This is a genomic window from Microcoleus sp. A006_D1 (assembly GCF_036702805.1).
GTDB lineage: Bacteria > Cyanobacteriota > Cyanobacteriia > Cyanobacteriales > Microcoleaceae > Microcoleus.
In genome coordinates this window covers 169,510-196,039 of sequence record NZ_JAUBVZ010000006.1, presented here as the reverse complement: position 1 = coordinate 196,039, position 26,530 = coordinate 169,510, and the positions used below count along the sequence as shown (strand labels likewise).

The following is a 26,530-nucleotide window of genomic DNA, read 5'->3' as shown; positions in this document are numbered from 1 at the left end:
AGAACAAATTGCTCTTTTAACAAAAGCAAAAGGTTTGTAGTGAAGACTAAAGTCCGCACTACAAACCTTTTGAAATTAACGAAATCAGATGCTTGGAAATCAGCCACCTGCTTAAGGTTGATTGAGTTAAAATAATGTTAGTTATTACCCCAACTTCTTATGTTTCCTAAATATCCCGTGCCTCAAACAGAACCGCCCCGATCGCCCAAAGAAACACTCCCCACGATGTATGATCTACCTAGCGAAAATGCGGAGGAACCTGGTTTGCCCGACGAATTCCACGGCTTGCAGCCGCAGTTGCTCAGCTATACCTTCCGCCCTTCCAGATATTCGGCTTCCCAAATATTTACCGGGAGCGACATGAATCTTTACTACGACTCGCGTCACCCGCTTTGGTACAAGCGCCCGGATTGGTTTGGAGTTGTTGGAGTTTCCCGATTGTACGATGAAGTCGATATGCGGCTGAGTTATGTTGTTTGGCAAGAGGGTGTTAATCCTTTTGTGATTGTAGAATTGCTCTCGCCGGGAACAGAAAAGGAAGATTTGGGAGCAAATGATGGAGAAAATCTACCGTCTGCGCCTGAACTAATCGCAGGTAACGGTAACATCAACCGCGAACATAACTTGGAAAAACCGCTCAGAAAATGGGAGGTTTACGAGCAAGTTTTGCGGATTCCTTATTATGTTGTTTTCAGCCGTTACACTAATCGATTGAGAGCTTTTAAATTGGATGGAGCTCGCTATGAAGAATTAGAACTGTCTGACTCGCGTCTGTGGATGCCTGAGATTGATTTAGGCTTGGGTTTGTGGCAAGGAGATTATCTGGGAGTCGATCGACTGTGGTTACGCTGGTACGATAGTGAGGGCAATTGGATTCCTACTCCCGAAGAGCGAGCCGAGCAAGCGCAAGAGCTTGCACAACAAGAGGGAGAGCGCGCGGATCAGGAACAACAGCGTGCAGAGACTGCCGAAGCTCGCTTAGCATCTTTGATGCAAAGACTGCGGGAATCTGGCATCGATCCCGATCGATTCCTGAACGGTTAATGCTGAATTGGGCGGGAAAAGAGATAAAGTACGTGCGATCGCTCTTTAATTAACTATAAGTAAAAACGGGCGATCGCTAATTTCACTTGACAACAAAAATATCGCCGTAGTAAAATGATTTATCAAAATCGCATTTGAGTATCTCAAGTGAAAAAACTTTTATCACTTCTTGCCGTTCCAGCGATCGTCTCTGCGATGAATGCAAGTTACGTTCCACCCAGCTACGTGCTGCGAGTAGAAACTGTAAAAATGGGAACTTTGCGCCTCACAAATACTTCAAATCAGCCCATTTATGTCAAAAGCTTTCTCCTGCGGAACCACAAAGTCAACGAACTTGGCAAGCGAACTGGAGAAATTCAAAAAATCTCAGTGGGCGTAAATGCAGCGATCGCTCCAGGGCAAAGTGTACTAGAATCAATTGACGATAGTCCATATCGGACAACCGCCAATACTGAGCTGGTGCAGTGGAATGAGAGACGCAAAGTTCACCGACAGGGATTGCTGATCTGTTTTATTAACGACTTCAATCACAATGTCTTCGTAACTCCTAACGGACAGATGCCCTGTCCAAAATAAGTCACATCACAAGTGTCATACTATCTTTTAGCATCTTCTCGCCAAATAGCAATTTATGGAACCTTTAACAAAAGAACGTTGTGCCGCCTGCCTCCCAAACTCTCCCCGCGTCACAGCTTACGAAATTGTCCAACTTAAGCCTCAAATTCCCGACTGGAATTTGATTGAAAAAAATGGCATTCCTCAGTTAGAACGCACCTACAAATTCCCGGATTTCCAAAGTGCGATCGCCTTTACTAACAGCGTCGGCGAAGCAGCAGAAACTGAAGGGCATCACCCCGCACTGTTAACCGAGTGGGGAAAAGTTACCGTTACTTGGTGGACTCACGCGATTTCTGGACTGCACCGCAATGATTTTATTATGGCGGCGAAAACAGATGCGATCGCGCATCAATTCCCAACCTAAAATCAGACTTATCGGCTGATAACAGTCTAAGAAAGCACAGCTCCAGGCACCTGTGAATGCGGTTGATTGGCATTATTCAACAATTCGAGGTTTAGCCGGTAGCCGACATTCCGCACAGTTTGAATCAGGCTCGGCTGTCGCGGGTCAATTTCGATTTTTTTACGCAGAGAGAGTACGTGAGTGTCGATCGTGCGCGGGTTGTCAATTGCATCGGGCCAGGCGCGACGCAGCAAATCCGATCGCGACAGCGGCACTCCTCCAGCTTGAGCCAGCACGTACAGCAGGCTGAATTCCTGAGGAGTCAGCTCGATGTGTGCCTCGTACAATCTGACTCGGCGCTGCACCAAATCAATTTTCAGCAGCCCGCACTCCAGCGTCGCCGGCGGTATCATCGTGCGGTTGCGGCGCATCAGAGCCTCCACCCTGGCCATAAATTCTTGCATCCCAAAGGGTTTAGTCAGGTAATCGTCGGCGCCCGACTTCAAACCTTCGACAATATCCGCTTCCGAATTCCGCGCCGACAGCATCAAAATCAGCGATTGCTGCTGCTGCCCGAGCCAGCGGCAAAATTCTAAACCGTCCCCATCCGGCAATTGGGCATCCAGAATGACTAGGGTTGGCTGGCGGCTGAAAAATATTTCCCTAGCGTGACTGATATCCGCTGACTGGTGCACCCAGTGACCGACTTGCTGTAAATGCCAGCCCAAAAGCGATCGCAGGTGCGGATTCCCTTCAACAATTGAAATACTTGCAGATCCCACAACGGCGAGCTTCCCTTATCACTAATGGCTACCAGGTTAACAGAGCTTTTGTCAAGGTTTTGTAACCATCGCTACTCAAGCATGAGCTCTATTTAAAGCCGCCAACAAACTGAGGGTACTAATTTTAAAGATTTGGTCAAATTGCGATCGTTAGTCCGCAGAAAGGTTAAATCATTCTGGCGGTGATATTACAATGAAAATAAGACTGTGTAAAGCCGATCGACCCTATGACCCAACCGCCCGCCAAAACAGAACCCCCCGACCCAGCCCCCAGTCCCAGGAGGTTGACAAATTGCACAACTGAAACTAGAATTCCTCCAACCGTTCGCTCGGTAGCCGGAAGACTCACTCAGTTCGATCGTAAAATTCAGCAACATCCCGACTCAATTAAACGCACGGCGAATTATCTAGGTGCGCGCGAAAGAGTCGAGCCACTGCATTGCAGGGAGTGAAATTTTTTCTGGAGGGTAGCCTGTTGAGCAGGGTAAAAACTTTTATTTAGCAATCGCCTCTCTTCTGAGTTTGCTCAGCATCAATCTAGGCCATTCCTAAATCCCGCCGTCATTATACACACCACAAAGGATTTCAAACTCACACCATGCTACAAGACACCCAAACAATCCGGCATTACCAAAAACTCACCGACGCCCTCGTCGAAATGTGGCATCGAGGTTATCGCTTCGATGACCTGCGGCTTTACTTAGACGGCTACCTAGCAGCCCTGCGACATTGTAATGGCCTGGAGCCTTATCTGATTCACAGATTAGAGGAAGAAGCAGCGCGTTACATTCACGACCCATCGAATTTTGAAATGCCACAGACACAGACACAAACTGAAGCAGACTACTATTAATGCCAAATTAGGTTTGATCGACCCGCTGATTATTGGGTAATTGGTAATTGGTAATTGGTAATTGGTAATTGGTAATTGCCTTTTCTGATACCAACACTTATTACCAGAATGATTGAAGGGGTCAGACAATCCGGTTTTGATAGCAGAGTCAGGAACTTGCAAGCTGTAGCTGCAAAATAGACATTGAGTAGGGCGGGGCTGTGTCCGCCCTACTGTTGTTAAAATTAGAAGTTTGGAAACGTTTTGAGTTCCGAACTAAGAATTATTTAAGTCTTTAACTCACAATTTCAAACTCAGAACTCAAAACTTTCTTTCTCCTTTCCCTTGACTTTTATTTAGGAAGCCAAAGCGACTTCTACAACTTCTTGCAATTCGCCCTTTTGATACATCTCGATCAGAATATCCGAGCCGCCAAGAAACTCGCCATTGACATAAACTTGGGGAATTGTCGGCCAATTGGAATACTCTTTAACGCCTTGACGAATTTCCTGGTCTGCCAAAACATCAACAGTTTGGTAAGGGACTCCCAAAGTATTCAGAATTTGCACCACAGTATTAGAAAAACCGCACTGGGGCATTAACTTATTGCCCTTCATAAACACCATGATTTTGTTTTGCTTAACCAATTCGTCGATTCTTTCATGTGCTGTAGTCATGGTAGCTCCTAATAATGTTTGAAAAATTTTAAACGTTGACTGACGCAGAAACCGGGTTTTTCGCGAATATCTCTCGTTACAGTCATAGATTCCGGCGAAAAACCCAGTTTCTTTGCTTTCCCCTTGTTTCTCAAGCAACTATTGACACAAGCACAAACTTGTGATTCTGGCATTGCCAGCGAACAATTAAGCAACTGGACTTTTCGCTGCCCATTCTGCTGGAGTTAAGGTTTCCAAGGCCAAAGCGTGGATAGCTTCACTAGCCATTGCCTGTTTGAGAGCGCCGTAAACCAGTTGGTGCTGCTGTACTCGGCTTTTGCCTTCAAAGGCAGCAGAGACTACTCTCACTTGATAGTGGTCGCCGCCACCGTTCAAATCGTCAATTTTTAGCTTAGCGTCTGGCAATCCAGTCTGAATCATTTCTGCAACTTGAGACGGTGTGACCATTAGTTTCTGTGATAGACGGCTGTAATTTAAATTTTAGTGGAACTACTTGTTAGACGATCGCGGTTGAGTTGCAGCAGGCCGGGGATAGGGCGCATCCACAAAACCCAATTCCAGTAACTGCTGGTAAGCTTTTTTACCCAAGTCGCGAGTTGGCTGCTGCGATCGAATAATCTGAATCAGTAGGGGGACAGCCAGTTCCGGCTTATTTTGAGCCCGGTGTACCAACGCCAGCCGGTAGGTAGCTTCATCGCGCATTTGAGCTGTTTCCACAGCTTTGGTGCGGTTGCTGTCGGCCAAGCGGATGTCAATTCCGGCAAAACTGCTGCCCAGTTGCTGGTAGAAATTGGAGAGTTGATTAAAAATTTGGCGGGATTCTTGGAGCTTTTGAGCGGCAAGTGTGTAATTTTGATTGGAAATAGCACCGCTGGCTTCTGTCATCAAACGCTGGCCTCCGACAATGCTCAGCACGCTGCTGTCTTGCGTCACAGGGCGGAGATTGTTGGGGTCTGTGGGGTCGTCGGCGGGATCGACTTGCGGTTGGCTATCTGGTCGAGAAGGTTGTTGTGCTTGGGCTTGGAGCGGTTGCAACAGAGTCAAAACTGCGATCGCCCCGATCGTCATCCGGGCAGTGAAGCGAAGCCAGCAAACAGTTCCAGAGTATACCATGAAATTACTTTGCGCCTCGGCGCTTTAAAAAAATATTTAGCTTGAGCCGATCTTACCATTGGCGATCGCAACCGGCTAAGTGTAAACCAATTTTGTGCAAATGTCAAAGGGCGCGATCGGGCAAAAGCCTGTTTTGGAAAAATTAGAGTATAGACTTGACAGGCAGTTCTCGGTATGAGAACATAGAAGTGTCGTTTAAAAAACGGTAACGGTACTCGAATGAGACTAATTTCCAAGAAAAATCTGGAGAGTGCGATCGAATCCTACCCCGACGATGCCAAGGCTGCGATCGCAGTCTGGCGCAAGGCTATCAAAGACAACAATTGGGAATCACTAGAAGAGATTCGACAGGGGTATTCCAAATCGGTCGATCAAGTCTGTGGATATACCATATTTAATATTAAAGGCAATCAGTATAGATTAATCGTAAAAATCAATTATACAACCAAAATTATCTATTTCAAAAAATTTCTAACCCATGCCGAATATGAGAAAATCAAGTGGAATGATGAAGATGAAGTAAAACAAAAAATAGGTTAATATCCCACTCAATACATCAGGAAATTATTACAGATTTCCTGATGTATTCAATAAATCCAAAACATTTACTCCAAACGTCAAAATCATGATACCGAGAAACAAACACCCACCTTCTACTTGAGAACCATGTCTAAGTAAGCAAGCAAAGGAATGAGCAATGAACATCACAATTGAAAAAATAGCTTACGGTCAACTGCTGGCGAAATCTCAGCCTAAGCCAATCCTGAACGAAGAAGATTACGATCTTGCCCTCGCAGAAGTAGATTTTCTGATGTCTAAGGAAGAATTAACAGTAGAAGAAGAAACTTTACTGAGTCTCTGGGGGCTGTTGATCGAAGAATACGAATCAAAATATTACCCAGATCCAGAAGTAACTCCCCGGGATGTTCTATTGCATTTCATCGAAGTTCGCGAACTCAAACAAGCCGATTTAGTAGGCGTGATTGGTTCCAAAGGAGTAGTATCTGAGGTGGTTAATGGGAAACGGGCGATTAGCAAAGCCCAAGCTAAGGCGCTGGGAGAATTCTTTAACATTAATCCTAGCGTGTTTATTTGAGAGAAGAGATAAGACAGAGATAAGATAAGACGGCGGTTGAAACCGCGTCTACACGCACAAAACCCGCCTCCGCGGGTTGAAGAGATCGGGCGGTTGAAACCGCCCGTTATTCTGCATCAAAATGAAACAGGAATATTTCTGATGGTACAATCAAGCAAACCCACCTCCGACACTCTCCAAACTTATCAAGGTATCGGAGTTCCTGAAGCAAGTCTGGCAGTGATTTTGCAGCGCGGCGGCGATGAATTGCTGCTGTCAAAAGTTCCTAACCGCTTTACAGTCCGCCCCTCAACGACAGCATCAGCCTCAAACAATTGGGCTGCAACAAATCAGGCAAAACTTAACCGTCGCGTCGGACAAAGTAATCTCGAAGAATATTTGGTTGCGCCCGAAAACTTAGATGCGGCAATGCAAGCAGCCCGCGCCAGCGATGCTGTAGCTTTTGCTAGCCATGTTTATTGTCCCGCGAACAATCCGAGTACATTCTTTTATTTAACCGACCAAATTACTATTCAATTTGGGGAACAAGTAGACGAACAATCGCGAAAGTCGATCGCCAATGCAGCAAATTTAACCATAGTCCGGCCAGTCGAAGGAATTCCCAACACCTTTATCTGCTTCGTCAGCAAACAAGCAGCAGAAAACCCGATTAAAATTGCCAACCGCCTGACAAGATATCCAGAAGTTCTGATCGCGGAACCCAACATTATACTAGAAACTCAGCAGCATTATACACCCCGCGATCCGCTTTATCCCAAACAGTGGTATCTCAATAACAAAGGTGGCAACGAACTTGTCGGTGGTGCTCAGATTTATGCAGAACCAGCTTGGGATATTACTCGCGGCGTGCGATCGATCGTAATTGCGATCGCCGACGATTCAGTTGACTTGACACACCCCGATTTTCAAGGCCAAGGCAAAATCGTCTCACCCGTCGATTTCAAAGACGGCGACACTTCGCCGATGCCAGTTGCTGAATCGGACAACCACGGGACAAGTTGCGCCGGTGTCGCCGCGGCTGAAGAAAACGGCAAAGGCATTGTCGGAGTTGCCCCCGGATGCGCCCTGATGCCCATCCGTACTAGCGGTTTTCTTGATGACGAGTCTGTCGAAAAAATATTTAATTGGGCAGTGGAAAAAGGGGCCGCCGTCATTTCTTGCAGTTGGGGGCCTGGGGCAGTTTACTATCCGCTTTCCCTGCGACAAAGTGCCGTCATCACCAAAGCAGCAACCCAAGGGCGGGGCGGCAGAGGCTGCGTGATTCTGTTCGCTGCGGGCAATGCCAACCGCCCAGTTAACGGCGCTGTTGACGAGAAAGGCTGGCCCAACAACCTTTTGGCCGATCGAACTAATTGGCTGGCAGGATTTGCGGTTCACCCGGATGTAATTGCCGTTGCCGCTTCCACTTCTCTAAACAAAAAAGCAGCTTACAGCAATTGGGGCACTAGCATCTCGGTGTGCGCCCCCAGCAACAACGCACCGCCGGGAACTTGGTTGCCAGAAACCGGATTTATTGCGACTGGGCCGGAGGTGGCGCAGTATTTGCCCGGTTTGGGGGTGTTTACTGCCGATCGCGTCGGGGCTCCCGGCTACGACTCGGGGGACTACACAAATACCTTTGGCGGCACTTCTAGCGCCACTCCAGTAGTCGCTGGAGTGGCAGCTTTGGTGCTGTCGGCTAACCCGCGTTTGACGGCGCGGGAAGTGCGGGGAATTCTCGAACAAACTGCCGACAAAATTGTCGATTCCGAGCCCGATCCGCAGTTAGAGAATCGCCTGGGAAATTACGATCCAAACAGCCGCCGCAGCGATTGGTTTGGTTACGGAAAAGTGAATGCTTTGAAAGCTGTGCAAGCTGCGGTGAGAAAGGGCGGCGGCAATCCGAATATCGGCGGTGCGGTGTTCAGCGATATTTCTGGACATTGGGCAGAAAAGTTTATTGAAGCTTTGGCTGCGGCGAATATAATTAGCGGTTTTCCTGACGGTTCTTTCGCGCCTGACAACAGTTTAAATCGCGCTCAATATGCGGCGCTGTTGGTGAGTGCATTTAGTCCGATTCCGAAGGCGCCGGCGACCAATTTTATTGATGTTTCTGCGAGTTTTTGGGCGAGAAGTGCGATCGAACGGGCGAATCGGGCGGGGTTTTTGTCGGGGTTTCCGGGCTTGAAGTTTGGCCCGAATCAGAATTTGACTAAGACTGAGGCGATCGTATCTTTGGTTAACGGTTTGGAACTTAAGGGCGGCAATCCTGATGTTTTAAAAGTTTACAGCGATCGATCGCAAATTCCTAATTTTGCTTTGAGTGCCGTAGCAACAGCAACTGCTTTGAAGATTGTGGTAAACTATCCGGCGCGCGATCGGCTTTCACCGCAGCGGGACATTACCCGCGCTGAGATTTCGGCTTTGATTTACCAGACGTTGGTGGCAATTAATCGCGCAAAGGCGATCGATTCTACTTACATTGTCTAGCCAATAGACAAGATTCCCAAAATAATTCGGACGGGCTAGAAGCCCATCCCACATTTTTTTCTTGTGGGATGGGCTTCTAGCCCGTCCGAAAATTTGATTAAAAGAACTTTTGCAATTCAAGTCTAATAAATTAACCAAAATTATTGTAGGAGCGGGTTTACTAACCATCTATAATATCAGCGATAGAATCCGTAAACCCGCGCCGCTAACCTCGAAAATCCCCCAAAGCCCTCAATGCAAACTGTGGCAAAGCCAACATTCTACGCCAGCGCCAAGGTTCTTGATAAAGCCGATACAACCATTCTAAATGATTGTCACAAAACCAAGCCGGCGCGCGGTCTTTTGTTCCCGCCCAAATATCGAAACTGCCGCCTACTCCCACCCAAATAGACTGAGGGCAAAGGTGTCGGTTCTTGGCAATCCAAAACTCTTGGCGAGGCACTCCCAAGCCCACAAAAATTAGTTTTGGCTGCATTTTTTTGAGGCTGTCACGGAAGTCTTTTTCTTCCTCGGCAGAAAGATAGCCGTGTTGAGCAGAAATCGACAATCCGTTAACTTTTTGCTGCCAAGTTTCAGCAGCCGCCGCCGTCACTCCGGGGGAACCTCCAAAGAAAAATATCGGTTCCGAATCCGGCAATTTTCCAGCCTGTTGCAGCAGCGATTCTGCTAATTCAATCCCCGGATACCGCTGCGCCGGTTTGCCGCGCATCCGCAAGTACAGCACTACTCCCGAACCGTCGGGTATCACGAGCTCCGCACAGCGAATTACATCGGCTAAAGCCTGATTTTTCTCGGCTTGCATTGCCATTTCAGCATTCAGCGTCACAACGTGACTTCCTAACCCTTGATGCAGGCGCTCTATCAGCCAACCTGCATAATCGTCTAATATGTGAACTGGTAGTCCCAGCACTGAAAATTGCGGGCGCGATCGATCCATATTTCTTTTTTTGAGATTCCTACACACCTAGTTGTTTAAATTAGCTTAGTTTGGCGATCGATGCTAGGCCAGTCCCGGACGCCAAAAACCCGGTTTCTGCCACCAATAGTCTGTTAAGTCATCATTCTGTGGCCCAGAAACCGGATTTTTGGTACGCAACGCGCTAGTCTATCAGAGTGTTGGTCTAAAGTACGCGCGAGCGAAGCTATCCCGAGCGTGAATCGCCCATTAGCGTTCAATTTTCTTGACAGAGCCGTCAGCGTACCATTCCATCGGTACTAGCTCGATTTTACCATTAATCTTCACTGTAGAGTAGACAATTTTTACGAAAGGAACGCTGTTGTTATTGTTGTTGCGGCTAGACATGGCAATTACCTTGTTTTGTTTGCAGAACTTGAGAAACGATCTAATATCTGATATATTTAAAAGTCTATTCACCGCAATTCTGCTCGCATCAGGAAAACTAAGGAAAACGAAATGGCGATCGCAACAACCCAGCGGCAAACCAAGTTAGATTATTACTACCAGCAAATCAAAAACGTCATCCTCAAGCGCCAGAACCCAATTACCGGTTTGCTGCCGGCGAGTACGGCTGTTACTGCTCACGGCGACTACACCGATGCCTGGGTGCGCGATAACGTGTACAGCATTCTCGCAGTTTGGGGTTTGGGTTTAGCTTACCGCAAAATTGACGGCGATCGCGGCAGAACATTTGAACTCGAACACAGCACAGTTAAACTGATGCGCGGCTTGATGTTTGCGATGATGCAGCAATCAAGCAAAGTAGAAAGCTTTAAAAATACTCAGTTGCCGCTAGATGCCTTGCACGCTAAATACAATACTCAAACTGGCAGTATTGTTGTCGGCGATGACGAGTGGGGACACTTGCAGTTAGATGCTACATCTATATTCTTGTTAATTCTTGCTCAAATGACGGCTTCTGGACTGCACATAATTTTTACAATTGATGAAGTCAACTTCGTACAAAATTTAGTTTACTACATCGGTAGAGCCTACCGGACGCCAGATTACGGAATTTGGGAAAGAGGTCATAAAATTAATCGCGGCAATGCCGAATTGAATGCCAGTTCCGTTGGCATGGCAAAAGCAGCGCTGGAAGCAATGAATGGATTGGATTTGTTCGGAGTTAACGGTTCTCAAGCATCGGTAATTCACGTTTTGCCGGATGAAATTGCCAGAAGCCGCGTAACTTTGGAATCGCTTTTGCCTCGCGAATCTAGTTCCAAAGAAGTAGATGCGGCTTTATTGAGCATCATTAGTTTTCCCGCTTTTGCTGTTGAAGACCGAGAATTAATAGAACGGACTCGAAATAAGATTATTGACAAATTGCAGGGACAGTACGGCTGCAAGCGGTTTTTGCGGGATGGACACCAAACAGTTTTGGAAGATGCCGATCGCCTACACTACGAACCCACAGAATTAAAGCAGTTCGAGCATATAGAATGCGAGTGGCCGCTATTTTTCACTTATCTACTCTTGGACGGCATATTTGAGGGAAATCAAGCCCAAGTCGAAGAGTACCAGCAGCGTTTGGCATCTCTAGCAGTCGATCGCTCTGGTTTGCCATTACTACCCGAATTGTACTACGTCCCCGCCGAAAATATAGAAGCAGAAAAGTTAAATCCCCGCAGCCAGCAGCGCTTACCCAATGAAAATATTCCCCTAGTTTGGGCGCAAAGTTTGTATTTTCTCGGTCAATTGCTGAACGAAGGATTAATCGCAGTTGGCGATATTGACCCGCTGGGAAGGCATTTGTCAGTCGGCGGGCACAGAGCACCCTTAGTGCAAATTGCCCTGTTAGCAGAAGACGAAGATTTGCAAGCAGAATTGGCTGCTAACGGCATTGCTGCCCAAACTGCCAAGCAAGTAGCACCAATTCAAGTCCGTCAGCCTAAGGAATTATCCGCTATTTACGCGGAGATTGGACGCAACGATCCACTAGGCTTAACTGGCCGCCCCGTGCGCCGGCTGCGGAGTCTGACAACTTCCCGGGTGTTCAAAATTCGCGGAGAGGCGATCGTATTTCTGCCATCTTTTTTGGACAGACAAGAGTTTTACCTAACTCTAGACTACCATTTCCTAGTAGCTAAAATCCAGAGCGAAATAGCTCACATTCACCGCCACTGGTATCAGTTGGGACGCCCCACGGTAACGCTGATGTTAACTCATGCGATGCTGGAGACTGGCCGCGAAGCGCTGCTGGAATTAATGAAGGAACTCCGCGACGGACACTCGGAAAATACGCCTGTTAAACTCGGGAATCTCAACCAGTTAATGCTGACCGCTGGCACCGAGAGAATTGATTTCATGCACCATTTTGAATTCACCGAATCTCCGGTGACAGGTGCAGTAGAAACCCGCAGCTATCTGAATTACAATCCTGAAAAAACTGGGGCTTTGGGTCACACGCAAGAATTCAAATTAGAGTGCGAAACTAATACTCAATTACTGCTCGCCAGCCTGCGGGAATCCGAGAACTTGTACGAACAAATAGAGTTGCTGCACACGCTAGTTCGCCTCAAAGGGTTGAATTTTGATACAGGGTTTGGAGGTGCAGAAGCAACAGTTAAAGTTGTGGATTTGCTCAACGAAGTTTATACAAAAACCGGAGAAAGTTCGCAATCAAAAATCCAATGGGCAGTCATCCGCCATGCCGCAGGTTTGCTGGACAAGGTTGATATCAGCTTGTCGGATTCGGTAACAGACATTTTGGTGCGGCAAAAACAGATTGCTGTGGGGAAAGCTTACAGCGAAGATTCGGTGATTTCGCGACCGGGTTCATACATGGAAGTGATGGACAAAATTCGCCAATTCTGCGGAGAAGACGTTCGCGATCGAGTTCTCACTCAAGAAATTCTCATCTACCTAGGCTTGCTAATTAAAGCAGAACCGCAGTTATTTAAAGGTCTGCTGACGCTGAGAGTTAGCTATTTTATTCTGCTGTTAACTAGCGAATTAGCCCGCGAATTGGGAGTTACGCAAAATGAAGCTTACGAACAGTTAATGCAGCTAAGTCCCTTTGAAATCAAAAATCGCCTGCGCCAAGTGTTGACAGAATACGAGGAAATGAATCAAATCCTCAAAGAGCAAGAATCCCTGCGCGTCAAACAGCAGGAAAAAGATATTGAATGGGTAGTCGCGCCAGTGTTTGAGGAACCAAAAATGCCCGCGGGGGGATGGCGTCGCAAGCGGCAAATGGAAGGTGCAGTCAACCGCGTACCGAAGGATTTTTATCCGAATGTCTGGGGACTTTTGGGACACTGCAAAGGCTTGATTATTGGGGACAAATTAGAGCGACGCAATCGGTTGGACAGCGATGTTATTTTATCGGAAATGACCCCGGGTGAAAAGAATTTCGCGCTGCAAATCGAGCATTTGCTGAATAAAATTGTCGCGCCCGAGTACCGACAAGTCAATATTGAGGCGCTGATGGAGTTGGCCGCAATTGCCCAGCGCAACCCAGAATTGAAAGTAGAAGAATACATTGTTTTAGATGTATTGGTCGGTCACGCGGTGCGGCTGAATTGGCAGGGAAAACACCCGGAAAGAGCGGATAAATACGATGAAGATAAGGCGGCGGCTTGGCAAGGTTTTTACAATACTTCGCCTTACGTTTGTGCGAGTCACGTGCTCCAGGCTTTCCGATTCTTGACGAAGTTTGGATAGACGGTAAGGTGTTGTGCCTTTGAATTGTATATTCGGGGTGATGCTCAAAGCCCACCCCACAATAATTTGATTAATTATTGACATAAAATTTAAACGCACAACAGCTTATATTCTCTCTCTTTTCTTCCTCTGCGCCCTCTGCGCCCTCTGCGGTTCATTAAAAAAAATTATCATTCACAAATCAGTCAACTGAATATTTTCAGTAAAATAATGTCAGCTATTAGTTCAATTACACGGGCAATTATCAAAGCATACTTGGAAGTTTTTATCGAAAATCTTGTCAATGAATACAGAGGAAGGCTAATACCAAAACTTGATATTCCAGCAGCATATTTATCATGCAAGTCCTCCAAAGGTCAATTGAAACCGTTTCAGGCTGCTATTATGCCGTCAGAGTTGCTGCGAATTAACGAATTTGAAAGAGGTTTTAGCAGCGGCTTGGGTACCACCTATGAAGAATGTGCAAAACTCATTGCCTTGGAACATCACCGAGAAGCACACAGAAGCTATGAAATTACTGGCGAAGTTAGCATCGAAGCTATTAATGAAATTGAGCGTCAGATAGCGCTATTTGAGCAATCAGCAGACAAGAATGCCAATAAACCTAGTTTTGACGAAATGATCGAAGCTGTTCTTGATGCTCAAAAAAACAATCATTTAGTTAGGCGATCGGTCAAAGCAGATTTGTACGTGCTTGCCCGTGACGGGAGCAAGTTTTTCTTTGAAATTAAAGGATCGAAACCGAATAAAGGACAATGCTTGGAGGTGATTCAACGGCTTTTGAGATTTCATTTACTATGCGGAGAGTCTCGCCCCGATTCTCAATCTTATTATGCTATGGCTTACAATCCTTATGGCCCAAATCGTTCTGATTATAAATGGTCAGTGGCAAGGAAGTACACGCCTTTTGATCAAGCTATAATTATGGGACAGGAGTTTTGGAAGATCATAGGAGGAGAGACTGCCTATGAAGAACTTTTGGATATATATCAAGAAGTTGGACGGGAGAAGAGTAAGTATATGCTTGATGCTCTTGCTTTTGGATTTTAGTAGAGTACAATTTTCAGGCCAGCAATACCTAGTTTTGAGGCTAAAAGCAGATTACGAATGCGGTTCCTGTATTATTTGGAAGGGCGATCGGTGAATATTTTTACCAGATCATTAAAGGCGATCGAGTACAAGGACGAAAAATAATTGAGCAACTTTCCCTCTTCCCATAACCAAAATTTTAATTTAACTTTAGGATAAATAAAAGTGTCAGATCAACTTCATGAATTATTAACATTTGCCTTAGAAAACGAAGTAGAAGTGCCTGCCATAAAGTCTCAATCTTTCGCCGGTCACTTTGCGGATTTAGAATAATTCCTGAGTTTGACAGCAGAAACACTTAGAAACGGTATCAGCAGTATTTCTGGCAAAATAGCTCTTAAATTCACTCCCGATGAGATTGAACGCATTTTAGCATTTACATCTTCAGGTAAGCTTTCGTTGCAACTTACTATAGCTGAAAATTTTCTAGCTAGTATCTGTCGGGACTTTACAAGGCGACAGCTAGCTATGGTTGACAATCTGACTTTAGAAAAAATTCATCCCAACCCATTTTTAATTAGGGCGTTAAATCTCGACACTCCAGCAGAAGTTGTCAGACTTAATGTTTATATGGCTGCCACTAGGTCTATTGTTACTTCAATGGGGTTTTTTATTGAAAAACTATTGATATCTTGTTCTGAAAGTGCAGAAAGTCCACCCGGTAAGTCAGGATGGGACGCTATCAAAACTACCAGTGATGGCGATCGCTGTTGGATACAGGTCAAAAGCGGCCCGAATGATATGGATAAAGACCAGATAGTATATTGGGCTGACAAAATTCAGGAAAAAATTAATGCTGGCGATCGCGCTTATATTGGTATAGCTTACGGCAAGAGAACTAATAAGACTGTAACTTTTGGTCTGCTGAAGCAACTTCTGCCCAATTCGGAAATGAGCACTTTAATCGGTCGAGAACTGTGGGATTTTGTCAGTGAAGATACTGATTTCACTGTCAATTTGTTTGAGGTTTTGCGTCAATCTGCTAGTCAAGTTTTAGCACAAAGTTCTATTGCTGATGCGATCGAAAGATGTAGCGATCGACTAATTGATGAATTTATCGGCAAGTATGGCGAGGGAAGTCAAGGTGTTTTTAACTATATAGCAGATATATTTTAGATCCAGCGGTTTTGATTTGCATCAGAGGATAATTCGTAGTAGCGCCTCAGTGGTAAGCTGTTCTGCCAATAAACATTGCATATTAGGGGCGGGCTAGAAGCCCACCCCACAAGAGTTTGATTGTTTTTTGGGACGCAGTTACTACCCCTAAACTACAAAACCCCTTTAGAACTCGGAATCCGACTGGCGCGCCGAGGATCGATCGCCACCGCCATCCGCAGAGCCCGCGCAAATGCCTTAAACGCAGCTTCCACAATGTGATGAGAATTCCCGCCCTGCAACTGTCTAACGTGCAGTGTCATCTGAGTGTGGTTCACTACCGCCGAAAAAAACTCTCTCACTAACTCGGTGTCGTAAGTGCCGATTCGTTGGGTGGGAATTTCCAAGTTGTAACTTAAGTGAGGCCGTCCCGAAAAATCTAGCACTACTTCAATTAATGCTTCATCCAGTGGGGCGATGAAGTGTCCGAAGCGAGAAATGCCCGATCGATCTCCGACAGCTTTTGCTAGGGTTTGGCCTAACGTAATGCCCACATCCTCGTTCGTGTGGTGGTCATCAATCGCCAAATCGCCGATCGCCTGCACGTCCAAATCGATCAATCCGTGAGAAGCAATTTGATGCAACATATGGTCTAAAAACGGAATCCCCGTAGACGCTTTGCAAGTTCCCACACCGTCGAGATTCAGGCTGACAGTGACATCCGTTTCCAGTGTCGTGCGTTTCACCAAAGCCGCCCTAGCGACTGTGTTAACCGAACTTGCAGGAGGTACTGGAGGGCGATCGATTATTTCCATAATTCGCAATTGGTCATTCATTAGTTATTGATAATTAGTAATTTGGGATTAACACTTTTGTAGCGGACAACGGACAGTTATTGACAGTTGACTGTTTGCAAATCTTGCTGTCAACTGTCAACTGTCAACTGTCAACTGTCAACTGCTACATTCCCATGATTTCGTAACCGGCATCGACATACAAAACTTGACCCGTAATCCCGCTAGAGAGATTGCTGCACAGAAAAGCCGCAGCATTTCCCACTTCCTGCTGAGTCACCGTCCGCCGCAGCGGGGCCACTTCCTCAACGTGGTGGATCATGTCCAGAATGCCGCCAACTGCTGACGAAGCCAGAGTCCGAATCGGACCCGAAGAAATCGCATTTACCCGAATATTTAACGGGCCGAGTTCCGCCGCCAGATAGCGAACATTCATTTCCAAAGCTGCCTTAGCAATGCCCATCACATTGTAATTAGGAATTACCCGCACGCCGCCCAAATAAGTCAGCGTGATAATACTACCGCCCTCAGCCATCAGCGGTTTAGCCGCAGCACAAAGCCGGATCAGCGAGTAAGCGCTAATATCCAAAGCGTTGGAGAAACCTTGGCGCGAGGTGTTGGTGAAATCTCCCGAAAGTTCGTCCTTGCCGGCAAAGGCCAGACAGTGAACTAGGACATCTAACTTGCCCCATTTGTCGGCGATGGTTTTAAAAGTAGACTCGATTTCGCTCTCGTCTTGGACATTGCAGGGCAAATACAGACTGGGATTGAGCGGTTCCACGAGTTCAGCGACTTTGCGCTCGTGCTTGCCTTTCTCGTCCTTCAAATAAGTTATGCCGAGATTAGCCCCAGCTTTGTGGAGCTGCTGAGCGATGCCCCAGGCGATCGAGCGATTGTTGGCAATGCCCGTAACAAGAGCATTTTTTCCGGTCAAATCTATCATCTGTATTTCTTTCTAGAAGCAACTTGCACCGTTCTCGTTGGCTGTATGCGACAACCCCGCCAGTTTAGACACAACTGATTCAGATTTAACTGATTCAGACACAATTGAGACACAATTGAGACACAATTGATATTAATTTTGCTGTGGAGCTAGATGGGGCACAATTGCAAAAGTTAAGAGAAGGGCTAGATTTAATCATACAGCGTGTGTTTACCTTAACATTAGATGGAAGTAACAGAATCCCTGGACATTGGAGGTTGGGCAGTATATTTACTCAATAAGCTTAATCGAGAAGTTACAAACTATTGGTTAGTACAAAGGATCTCGTCGTGACACATGATAGACCGCTAGCAGCCGTGTTCCGCCAAATCAGCGGCGGGGCGTTTCCACCCATTGTGGAAAACTTTGAACGGGGCAAGACAATTTTTTTCCCTGGAGACCCGGCTGAGCGCGTCTACGTTCTCATTAAAGGTGCTGTGAAGCTCTCCAGGGTGTACGAAGCAGGGGAAGAAATTACAGTCGCCCTGCTGCGCGAAAACAGCGTATTTGGGGTGCTGTCTCTGATTACGGGACACCGATCGGACAGGTTTTACCACGCGGTAGCCTTTACGCCGGTGGAATTGATCTCGCTGCCGATCGAACAAGTCGAGAAAGCGCTCAAGGAAGACCCGGAACTGTCGATGGTGATGCTGCGGGGACTGTCGTCTCGGATTTTGCAAACCGAGATGATGATCGAAACGCTCGCGCACCGAGATATGGGTTCGAGACTCGTCAGCTTTTTGCTGATTCTGTGCCGGGATTTTGGCGTGCCAGGTACGGAAGGGATTACGATTGATTTGAAGCTGTCCCATCAGGCGATCGCCGAGGCGATCGGCTCGACGCGGGTAACGGTGACTCGTTTGCTGGGGGATCTGAGACAAGAAACCATGATCTCGATTCACAAGAAAAAGATCACAGTCCACAACCCGGTGGCCTTAAGCCAGCAATTCACTTGATGCCGAGAAAGTATGGGATTTTGGATTTTGGATTCTAGATTCAATCCAAAATCCACAACCCAAAATCTAAAATCGGAATGACTGCTGGATACATCCTGGTATTTGTAATTTTAGTGTTGGGGGGTGTGATCGCCACTGTCAGCGATCGCCTTGGGACGAAAGTCGGCAAGGCAAGGTTGAGTTTGTTCAAACTTCGCCCCCGCGATACTGCTGTTGTTGTGACAGTGATGGCCGGCAGCATCCTGTCAGCACTGACTCTGGGCATTTTGTTTGCTACTAGCAAGCCGCTGCGAACCGGAGTTTTTAGAATAGACGAAATTCAAAAAAGGCTCAACAACGCCCGCAGAGAAATCAACCAAGCCACTCAAGAAAAAAATCAAGTTGAAACTGAATTAGGTCAAGCCAGAGCCGCTCAAGCACAAGCTAGAGCCAATTTAGAGCAAATTAATCAATCCCTCCAAGCAGCTAATGCCGAGCAAGCCCGGACGCAAACAAAATTAAATTTGCTGCGGGCCCAGCTCAATAGCGTGCAAGCAGCTAAGTCTAAAACTGAACAGCAGTTAAGTCAGGTAGAAGCGGCGAAATCCCAGACAGAAGAACAGCTTGCGACTGTGGAAGCGGCTAAATCTCGCACCGAATCACAATTGAAATTGGTGGAAACGGCCCGATCGACTACAAGAGCTCAGCTCGATCGCACTGAAAGCCAATTGAAAACAGTTTCAGCTCAAAAAACAAGTTTGGGATCGGAAATCGCCCAACTGCAAGCGGAACGCCAACAGTTGATCGAGCAGCGAGAGCAGGTAAAAACTCAAATAGCCCAGCGCGATCGAGAAATTGCCAAGCGAAATGCAGAAATTGCCCAGCGAGAGGGAGAAATTGCCCAGCGCGATGCAGCAATTGTCGATCGCAACGAACTAATTGCCGAGCGGGACAAGGAAATTGCCCAGCGTGCGGAAAATCTCGCCTCGCGCGATCGCACAATTGTCGATCGGGACAAAGTAATTGCCGAGAGGGAAGCACTCTTAGAAACCCTCGCACAGCAACAAGCCCAACTCGAACAGCAGCAAACTGTCTTGCAGCAGCAAGTGCAAATTTTGGAACGCGACTTTCAGGCAATCCGCGAGGGTACAGTTGCCATCAGGCGCGGTCAAATTTTGGCTGCTGGCGTGGTTCGTATTACCGAGTCCGGTACGGCAAGTCGCGCGATCGATCGACTTTTGCAAGAAGCCAATAAAACCACCGTCGAACTGATGCGGCCGGAAAATACTAAGGTTAAAGAGCAGGTTATTCAAATTACTAAGGCAGAAATCGATCAATTAATTAGTCAAATTAAGGACGGTCAAGATTACGTGGTGCGAATTGTCGCCGGCGCTAATTACCTGCGGGAAGAAAAGCTAATTAAGGTATTTGCAGAAGCAGAAATCAATCGAGTTGTGTTCCGCGCTGGAGATGTGATTGCAGGGGTTGCTGTCGATCCAGTAGCTTTGCCCGACGAACAGGTGCGGCAGCAGTTGCAGCAATTGATCGAAGCTTGTCAATTTCGCGCTCGCTTAATCGGCGTTGTCGGCGGTAGAGTCCAAGTTGCGGACAATCGGATTGAAACTTTGGCTGGTTTTATCGATCGACTACAGCAGTACGAGAAACCGCTGGACGTTCGGGCGATCGCGGCAGATGTCACATACATCGCCGGGCCGCTTAAAATAGATTTAGTTGCTCTGTCAAACGGAGTCGTTGTTTTCCGCACCGGACAACAACCACCAAGCGCAGGAGATGTGAAAGTTAAGTAATAAGTGCGATCGATCTATCGAATTTTAGCCAAAATTTTGGGCGATAAAATTACAATTTTGCTTGACATTTTCGCGCCCTTGACATATCATTAAATAATGGGAATCCGTGCCGCCATATATATAGCAATCGTAGGGTGCGTCGCCACCAAAAATCTGGAAGCACCACCAACAATCTTACAGCGACGCACCGCACCCAATTAGTAGGGTGCGTCGCTACCTAAAATCTGCAAACAATAGCGACAATCTCACAGCGACGCACCATACCCAATTAGTAGGGTGCGTCGCTACCTAAAATCTGCAAACAATAGCGACAATCTCGGAGCGACGCACCGCACCGCTAAGAGTGCAAAGATAGAAACTAATACCATGAGAGCAAAATTCGTGCTACACAAGAATTGTTAGGTTTGTTTCCTCCACTTCTGGTGTAAGGTGCGTCGCCATGAGATTTGCGATTGAATGCGAGAGATTGAAAATGGCGACACACCCTACGAATACTGTTGCATACATTTGGAAAAATGGTATAAGAATCGAGCCCTGAGATATTGACATCACAGAACAAAATTTTGCTCAATTAAAATGCAGGAGCGTGCGGTGTAATGTCACAAAATCAAAATGAACCCAGAGAATACGATGCCGTCCGTGGCGGACAAAATTTAATTCCTGTCAATCCTGCGGTACTCGGAGGCATACCCGGCGTTAAAAGCCGATTAGCCTCACCCATTGTCGAAGTGAGAATCGCCGCACTCTCCGAAGCACTCAAATATGGAGAAGCAGGTTTAGATTTGATAATGCAAGCATTGCAGAATGAATCAATGCAGGTGAAATTTGCTGCCTCTTCACTGCTGAAATATCCATATGACTTAAAGATTAAACTGCCGTCACTCCACAATTTTCCGGTCTTTGAATTTGATGTCATCACAGTCGATGCTGAAGGAAAAGAAAACAGTCGCAGAAAGTCTTTTGCTCATTACTTCCCTGAAGACTTAGGTAATGGAGTTACACTCGACATGGTTTACATTCCCGGCGGCATATTTATGATGGGTTCGCCAGCAACAGAATCAGGTAGGTACAATAACGAAAGTCCGCAGCATCAAGTAACAGTATCGGCTTTTTATGCAGGAAAATACCCCATCACCCAAGCACAGTACGAAGCAGTGATGGAAAATAATCCATCGTACTTTAGGGGTGAAAAACTTCCTGTAGATAGAGTAAGCTGGAATCAGGCTGTAGAATTCTGCCGGAAACTTTCTGAAAAAACCGGCAAGATTTATCGCTTACTTTCGGAAGCTGAATGGGAATACGCTTGTCGCGCCGGAACTACAACACCTTTCTATTTGGGCGAGACAATTACCACGGATTTAGTTAATTATAATGGGCAATATCCCTACGCTAGGGCGCCGCGGGGACTTTATCGCGAACAAACAATTGATGCGGGGAGTTTTCCCCCCAATCCCTTTGGACTTTATGATATGCACGGTCAGGTTTGGGAATGGTGCAGCGATGAGGGGCACTATAACTATGACGGCGCACCGACTGACGGAAGTTCTTGGGAAACTGGAACAAGTAATTTCCGAGTGCGGCGTGGAGGTTCGTGGAACCGCGATGCGGTCCATTGCCGTGCTGCCATCCGCTTCTATTTCTATGCGCGCCTCTCGCTCAGCCTCGGGGGTTTTCGTGTAGCGGTAGCTTTGGCTGTCCCTTCCTCCCTGTCTTCTCTGTGAGAACTCTTTTCTACTCTTTAGCCCTTTAGCTTTTTTCCCTGTTTCCTCTTTACCCAACCCAGTTTCTGATTTGTGCGCGGGGGCCAAAGAAACCGGGTTTTTTCGATAAATTAAAACGGGGAAGCAAATATTGTGGCAAAAACCCGGTTTCTGATTTGTGCGCGGGGGTCAAAGAAACCGGGTTTTTTCGATAAATCAAAACTGGGAAGTAAAGATTGTGGCAAAAACCCGGTTTCTGATTTGTGCGCGGGGGTGAAAGAAACCGGGTTTTTTCGATAAATTAAAACGGGGAAGCAAAGATTGTGACAAAAACCCGGTTTCTGATTTTAGACATTATATGGCCGCACGGATTCCCATGATGATATAATATGTCAATCCCACAAAAAAGTCAAGCAAAATAAGTGCGATCGCCCAAAAAGATTTTGAGACATTCAAGAATGCAAGTGTCAGATTAGATATAGGTTGGCGATTGGGTTTCCTCGACTACAACAGCGCAACTACAAACTTATTAACTCAGAACTAATAAATATGATTTTAGGTTTCGATCCGGGTAAAGACAAATGCGGCATCGCCGTGATGGGTAGAGACAGAAGCGTCTGCTACCATCAAGTTGTACAGTCAGAATCAGCCATATCTACGATTCAATCTCTGTGCGAACAGTTTGCGATCGAGTTATTGGTGCTCGGAGATCAAACCACTTCCAAAAGCTGGAAACAAAAACTGACGCAGAGTTTGTCGCCGGAGATCGAAATTATTCGGGTTGACGAGAGATTCAGCAGTTTAGAAGCGAAGGATCGTTACTGGGAAATGTACCCTCCGACGGGACTTTCTCGCTTTATTCCGCAGGGAATGCGGACTCCGCCGCGGCCTGTAGATGATATAGTGGCGATCGTCCTAATTGAAAGATATTTAAACAAAAGTTAGCAAGTTCGACTGCTAAGTCTGTTGAACCATCCACACCAAGAATCCTAAAATGGTTTCCACAGGAAGCAGCGGATAATCAGTAAGGTCGATCGCCACTGTGGTTCCTGAAAGCTTGAGAAAACGCCATTGAGTGCCGCTGCTGATACAACCGTAAATAGTTGCGATCGGGTGTTCTGCTGCTTCATTAAAGCGCTGTGCTGCTACCATTTCAGCAAGACATTGACCGATCCCTTCGTTCAAATCGGCTTTTTTTGCTTCCACAACTACGATCGCGGGTGCTTCTACCGTAAGCTGTTCGGGCGATCGGCTAATTAAGAAATCTACGTATCCGTTGAGATCGCAACTGGGATCGACATTGAATTCCCGTCCCGAAAATAAACTGATTTGGCGGTTCATCAAGCGCCGGACTTCTTGCAAAACTGGGTAGACAATGGCTTCCGATCGGGCTTTTTCTGAATTAACTGCGATCGTCCAAGGCAAATCTTCTAATTCGCTAGTCAATCTTGGACTGGGATTAATTGATTCTACCTCTGGAAAAAACCGAGTTCCCTCTACAATAGTTAAATGAAAGTCTTTTTTAGCTCTAGTAATTGTGAATTGACTGTAAGGCATAATCTGATAGCTCTTTTGGTAATACAGACTTTTATTCTTCTAATTATGCCTAAACTTGAAAGAATATGCAATTTGTTTTAGTTCAGCTAATAAAATACACCCGAAATTTATCTGATTTATCATTGAATAACAGTTAGTCTTACTTAATGACAGCTTCGGTCAAAATTACCTTACCATTCTGCCGGACTTGCAGGCGATCGGGGTTAATCGAATAGATGATATTGCCGTTAGTCGCTTCATAAGTTCCGTCGTCACTTGTAGTTACTTGCATCACATTGATTTGGCTGCCATTTCTTTTGCTGAGGCCTCGGTAAAAAATAGCGCCTTCCTGGGTTTTGCAAATGTATACCGAAAAGTTTGCTGTTGCGAAAGATTGCACCATTTCGGCCTTCGGACATCCCTCAACTTGAGCAATTTGCAGCGGTTGAGAATTGCCAATCGGTTGATTTAGTGCAGTTGCTTCTGCTGAAGCGGTCAAAAAGCCGATCGCACTAATGCCAGCCATAACTAGACCTAATCTTTTAATTACTTGAACTCGCTCTTTACCAAACATCTCGTCACTCCTGGTTTTAACTATATAATTACATCTTAAGCGATACTTGCTCCATCTGCGATTTTTAAGAGACTTTTTGTTTTGCTTGATAGGTTTGTAGTGATGACTTTAGTCAGCATCCATCTGAGGACTCGCATTCCCAACAATAGAACCCTTTTTATTCTGGGGCCTTAATAAATCGACCGCAGATTTAAGGCAGATTAACACAGATAATTTTAAGATGGTTTTCTACTCGGGAAATTTGTCATAATATTGATGATTGCGTGCAATAATTTTTGATATTTTAATTGTTCAATAAAAAGGGAAACAGACGAGCCATTTTTCGTCTTATTTCCCTTTTGATTAAGAAGGACTGAAGTCCTTTCTACGAACTTTAATTGACTCCTGCTAACTGTTTGTCTTTGATTTCAACGGGCGCAGTCAAAGCCTCTTCCAAATCGGCGCAACCGAGTTTTTCCTCCAAAATAGCCATCACTTCGCGGCCGAAATCATTAGAATTTCGCTGCCAAGCTTCCAAACAAATTTGTCCGAAAAACGAACCCAAAGGCTCAGGATTCCACAGCAATTTCCGTGCTGTCCAAGGCATCAAACTCATCGGATCGTAACCAGGTTTCAGGATGTCCTTTTTAAAGGCGTATTCTTCTAAAATTGTGTGTGGCTGCAACCCGATAAAGAAAATCGCTGGTTCTACTTTATCGACTCCGAAAATTCGCTCTAATTCTCGGTGATAGGCAATAGTTTGCCGGATGGTTTCAAAGGTTTCGTCAATGACGTTAAATGAGTAATTTACAGAAACCACATCGTTGTAACCGGCGGCTTTTAAATCGCGGCAATTTTCCAAAACTACTCGCAAGTTGTAGCCCATCCGCATTTTGCGAACCAGTTCCTGGGAACCGCTGGTGATGCCGATTTCAAAGTAATTCATCCCAGTTTTTACCATCAAATCGCACAATTCGGGTGTGAGATTGTCCGCACGGATGTAAGCAGCCCAGTGGATGTCTGTCATCCCGGAGGCGATGATTTTTTGCAATAATTCGATCGCATCGTCGATGAATTTGCGCGCCGGGATAAATTGCGCGTCGGTAAACCAGAAGTTGCGGATACCTCGATCGTACAATTGCCGAATCTCCGCCACCACCTCATCCGCTGGATTGATCCGCACTTGTTTGCCTTCAATCACCGTATAAATACAGTAACAGCAATTATGAGGACAGCCGCGCTTGGTTTGGACTCCTACGTAGAAGTCCATATCCTGTAGATAATAGGAAAATTCCGGCCAAATGGTTTCGATGTAGTCATAATTGCAAGCAGTTTTCTCGATGTTGGCTGGCTTTTCGTGAATTAGCCGATCGCGCGGCACAGTTTCTCCTACTACATAACACCTTTCCTGAGCCAAATCTTCGCCCTTAATCAACTTCTCCAGCAAAGCTTCGCCTTCCCCCACCGAAACCACAGTTCCGGCCGGCAAACTGCGACCCAACTGCTCGTAAAACACGCTCACAGCACCGCCACCGACCACTGCACGGGCTTCCGGGCGGTATTTCCGGGCCCGCTTCAATCCGCGCTTAAGTAGTCCCAGATTGCGCGAGAGTTCGGTGTAGTAGGACGTGGCCAAACGCAGTCCTCCGAGCGCTCCCCGGAACTTAGTCAGCAGATTTTTGGCGTAGTAAAACTCGAAGGCATTTTGTAGCGGATTGCCACCTCTGCCGCCCACGGGGGCGTAAATTTGAATGTCCCGCCAAGAGAAAACCAGCAGCGTCGGCTGAAATTCATCGATGATGGCATCCAAACCCTTAGCGTAATCCAGGGGCGGCACTGCGCCTAAATCGAAAATCCGCTGTTGGACATCGGGAAACAGCTTGTGCACGTGATCGGAAAGGTACACAACTCCGATCGGGAAAATGGGATTGCAAGGGAGGCGAACGTACAGGACTCGGTTTTCTCGGTTTTCCATGATTGCCATATCCTAATGTGGAACTTTTTTAACTATGTTTATATTCTTTTAATATAACTTTACACTCTCTCTAATTTTCGCAATTTAACATTAAATATTCTTAAATTTTTAGAGCGGGCTAAAAGCTGAGTTTGTTGGTGGGGATCGGCGAAATCAGCATAAAAAAGCTAATTTTTCGGGAAATACAGCGTATTTTGACCGAAAATCGCAGATAGAAGTCAAAAATCGGATATTTATCTGGCTAAGTTTAAATTTAAGTGCGATCGGTCAGGCGGTATATTTTTGATCCCATTTCAAACAAATAATACAACTAGAGGCAAGCTCCAAATCCTTATCCAGTAAGTGATCTAAAATCTAAAATCTAAAATCTAAAATCTAAAATAGTATGGGTTGGTAGTCGGCTTTACAGTAGGCCGGGATCGCAAGATGTTAGCCTGAGAAGATAACTAAAACTTTTAGGCAAGG

Annotated in this window: 25 protein-coding genes; 14 read left to right on the top strand and 11 right to left on the bottom strand. The window is 46.2% G+C overall.

What is annotated here, in order from left to right; all coding sequences use genetic code 11:
- Positions 1-159 precede the first annotated feature (159 nt).
- The 3 genes from QUB68_RS13295 (at position 160) to QUB68_RS13285 (ending at position 2,026) form a co-directional block, all read left to right on the top strand.
- Positions 160-1,044, top strand: a complete 885-nt coding sequence (locus QUB68_RS13295; protein WP_332993005.1) for a Uma2 family endonuclease — start codon at positions 160-162, stop codon at positions 1,042-1,044.
- Between the two features lie 147 nt (positions 1,045-1,191).
- Positions 1,192-1,620, top strand: a complete 429-nt coding sequence (locus QUB68_RS13290; protein ID WP_332993003.1) for a hypothetical protein — start codon at positions 1,192-1,194, stop codon at positions 1,618-1,620.
- A gap of 55 nt (positions 1,621-1,675) precedes the next feature.
- Positions 1,676-2,026 (top strand): 4a-hydroxytetrahydrobiopterin dehydratase, encoded by a 351-nt coding sequence (locus tag QUB68_RS13285; protein ID WP_332993001.1) that lies wholly within the window; start codon positions 1,676-1,678, stop codon positions 2,024-2,026.
- Between the two features lie 26 nt (positions 2,027-2,052).
- On the opposite strand, the gene QUB68_RS13280 is transcribed toward QUB68_RS13285, so the two are convergent.
- Positions 2,053-2,787, bottom strand: coding sequence for a response regulator transcription factor (locus QUB68_RS13280; RefSeq protein ID WP_332992999.1), 735 nt, complete (start codon positions 2,785-2,787; stop codon positions 2,053-2,055).
- 598 nt (positions 2,788-3,385) lie between these two features.
- Here QUB68_RS13280 and QUB68_RS13275 point away from each other — a divergent pair.
- The gene (locus QUB68_RS13275; protein WP_265233078.1) at positions 3,386-3,640 is read left to right on the top strand and encodes a DUF6761 family protein; all 255 of its coding nucleotides are present in this window, start codon (positions 3,386-3,388) and stop codon (positions 3,638-3,640) included.
- Between the two features lie 335 nt (positions 3,641-3,975).
- Here QUB68_RS13275 and grxD read toward each other — a convergent pair whose 3' ends face one another.
- The 3 genes from grxD to QUB68_RS13260 all read right to left on the bottom strand — a co-directional run bounded on the left by grxD (position 3,976) and on the right by QUB68_RS13260 (position 5,409).
- Positions 3,976-4,296 (bottom strand): Grx4 family monothiol glutaredoxin, encoded by a 321-nt coding sequence (gene grxD / locus QUB68_RS13270; RefSeq protein WP_332992997.1) that lies wholly within the window; start codon positions 4,294-4,296, stop codon positions 3,976-3,978.
- A 186-nt stretch (positions 4,297-4,482) separates the two neighbouring features.
- Positions 4,483-4,743, bottom strand: a complete 261-nt coding sequence (locus tag QUB68_RS13265; RefSeq protein WP_265233080.1) for a BolA family protein — start codon at positions 4,741-4,743, stop codon at positions 4,483-4,485.
- Between the two features lie 42 nt (positions 4,744-4,785).
- Complete coding sequence (locus tag QUB68_RS13260) at positions 4,786-5,409, bottom strand: hypothetical protein (RefSeq protein ID WP_332992996.1); 624 nt, start codon at positions 5,407-5,409, stop codon at positions 4,786-4,788.
- 219 nt (positions 5,410-5,628) lie between these two features.
- Between QUB68_RS13260 and QUB68_RS13255 the strand changes: the two genes are divergently transcribed.
- The 3 genes from QUB68_RS13255 to QUB68_RS13245 all read left to right on the top strand — a co-directional run bounded on the left by QUB68_RS13255 (position 5,629) and on the right by QUB68_RS13245 (position 8,974).
- The gene (locus QUB68_RS13255; RefSeq protein WP_332992994.1) at positions 5,629-5,949 is read left to right on the top strand and encodes a type II toxin-antitoxin system HigB family toxin; all 321 of its coding nucleotides are present in this window, start codon (positions 5,629-5,631) and stop codon (positions 5,947-5,949) included.
- Positions 5,950-6,106: 157 nt separating this feature from the next.
- Complete coding sequence (locus QUB68_RS13250) at positions 6,107-6,505, top strand: helix-turn-helix domain-containing protein (protein WP_332992992.1); 399 nt, start codon at positions 6,107-6,109, stop codon at positions 6,503-6,505.
- Positions 6,506-6,646: 141 nt separating this feature from the next.
- Entirely contained in the window at positions 6,647-8,974 is a 2,328-nt protein-coding gene (locus tag QUB68_RS13245; protein ID WP_332992989.1) for a S8 family serine peptidase, read from the top strand.
- Between the two features lie 205 nt (positions 8,975-9,179).
- On the opposite strand, the gene QUB68_RS13240 is transcribed toward QUB68_RS13245, so the two are convergent.
- On the bottom strand, positions 9,180-9,911 hold the full coding sequence (locus QUB68_RS13240; RefSeq protein ID WP_332992986.1) for a WecB/TagA/CpsF family glycosyltransferase: 732 nt from the start codon (positions 9,909-9,911) through the stop codon (positions 9,180-9,182).
- A gap of 228 nt (positions 9,912-10,139) precedes the next feature.
- Positions 10,140-10,277 (bottom strand): hypothetical protein, encoded by a 138-nt coding sequence (locus QUB68_RS13235; RefSeq protein WP_332992984.1) that lies wholly within the window; start codon positions 10,275-10,277, stop codon positions 10,140-10,142.
- A gap of 111 nt (positions 10,278-10,388) precedes the next feature.
- On the opposite strand from QUB68_RS13235, the gene QUB68_RS13230 reads away from it, so the two are divergent.
- The 3 genes from QUB68_RS13230 (at position 10,389) to QUB68_RS13220 (ending at position 15,803) form a co-directional block, all read left to right on the top strand.
- Entirely contained in the window at positions 10,389-13,598 is a 3,210-nt protein-coding gene (locus QUB68_RS13230) for a glycoside hydrolase family 15 protein (protein WP_332992982.1), read from the top strand.
- 210 nt (positions 13,599-13,808) lie between these two features.
- Complete coding sequence (locus tag QUB68_RS13225; protein ID WP_332992980.1) at positions 13,809-14,648, top strand: TdeIII family type II restriction endonuclease; 840 nt, start codon at positions 13,809-13,811, stop codon at positions 14,646-14,648.
- Positions 14,649-14,969: 321 nt separating this feature from the next.
- On the top strand, positions 14,970-15,803 hold the full coding sequence (locus QUB68_RS13220; RefSeq protein WP_332992979.1) for a PmeII family type II restriction endonuclease: 834 nt from the start codon (positions 14,970-14,972) through the stop codon (positions 15,801-15,803).
- Positions 15,804-15,955: 152 nt separating this feature from the next.
- Here QUB68_RS13220 and hisB read toward each other — a convergent pair whose 3' ends face one another.
- Both hisB and fabI read right to left on the bottom strand, forming a co-directional pair.
- On the bottom strand, positions 15,956-16,597 hold the full coding sequence (gene hisB / locus QUB68_RS13215; protein ID WP_442923084.1) for an imidazoleglycerol-phosphate dehydratase HisB: 642 nt from the start codon (positions 16,595-16,597) through the stop codon (positions 15,956-15,958).
- 145 nt (positions 16,598-16,742) lie between these two features.
- The gene (gene fabI, locus QUB68_RS13210) at positions 16,743-17,519 is read right to left on the bottom strand and encodes an enoyl-ACP reductase FabI (RefSeq protein ID WP_332992975.1); all 777 of its coding nucleotides are present in this window, start codon (positions 17,517-17,519) and stop codon (positions 16,743-16,745) included.
- Positions 17,520-17,848: 329 nt separating this feature from the next.
- Between fabI and ntcA the strand changes: the two genes are divergently transcribed.
- The 4 genes from ntcA to QUB68_RS13190 all read left to right on the top strand — a co-directional run bounded on the left by ntcA (position 17,849) and on the right by QUB68_RS13190 (position 22,946).
- Positions 17,849-18,514 carry a global nitrogen regulator NtcA gene (gene ntcA / locus QUB68_RS13205; RefSeq protein ID WP_293130533.1) on the top strand — a complete coding sequence of 222 codons (666 nt, stop codon included), beginning with the start codon at positions 17,849-17,851 and terminating at the stop codon, positions 18,512-18,514.
- Positions 18,515-18,591: 77 nt separating this feature from the next.
- Positions 18,592-20,301: a DUF3084 domain-containing protein gene (locus QUB68_RS13200; protein ID WP_332992972.1), complete on the top strand. Its 1,710-nt coding sequence runs from the start codon at positions 18,592-18,594 to the stop codon at positions 20,299-20,301.
- Between the two features lie 596 nt (positions 20,302-20,897).
- Entirely contained in the window at positions 20,898-22,022 is a 1,125-nt protein-coding gene (locus QUB68_RS13195; protein WP_332992970.1) for a formylglycine-generating enzyme family protein, read from the top strand.
- 528 nt (positions 22,023-22,550) lie between these two features.
- Positions 22,551-22,946 carry a pre-16S rRNA-processing nuclease YqgF gene (locus tag QUB68_RS13190; RefSeq protein WP_332992966.1) on the top strand — a complete coding sequence of 132 codons (396 nt, stop codon included), beginning with the start codon at positions 22,551-22,553 and terminating at the stop codon, positions 22,944-22,946.
- A gap of 12 nt (positions 22,947-22,958) precedes the next feature.
- Here QUB68_RS13190 and QUB68_RS13185 read toward each other — a convergent pair whose 3' ends face one another.
- The 3 genes from QUB68_RS13185 to QUB68_RS13175 form a co-directional block, all read right to left on the bottom strand.
- Positions 22,959-23,558, bottom strand: coding sequence for a hypothetical protein (locus tag QUB68_RS13185; RefSeq protein WP_332992963.1), 600 nt, complete (start codon positions 23,556-23,558; stop codon positions 22,959-22,961).
- 139 nt (positions 23,559-23,697) lie between these two features.
- Positions 23,698-24,111 carry a hypothetical protein gene (locus QUB68_RS13180; protein WP_332992962.1) on the bottom strand — a complete coding sequence of 138 codons (414 nt, stop codon included), beginning with the start codon at positions 24,109-24,111 and terminating at the stop codon, positions 23,698-23,700.
- 373 nt (positions 24,112-24,484) lie between these two features.
- The gene (locus QUB68_RS13175) at positions 24,485-26,065 is read right to left on the bottom strand and encodes a photosystem II high light acclimation radical SAM protein (RefSeq protein WP_332992959.1); all 1,581 of its coding nucleotides are present in this window, start codon (positions 26,063-26,065) and stop codon (positions 24,485-24,487) included.
- Positions 26,066-26,530 lie beyond the last annotated feature (465 nt).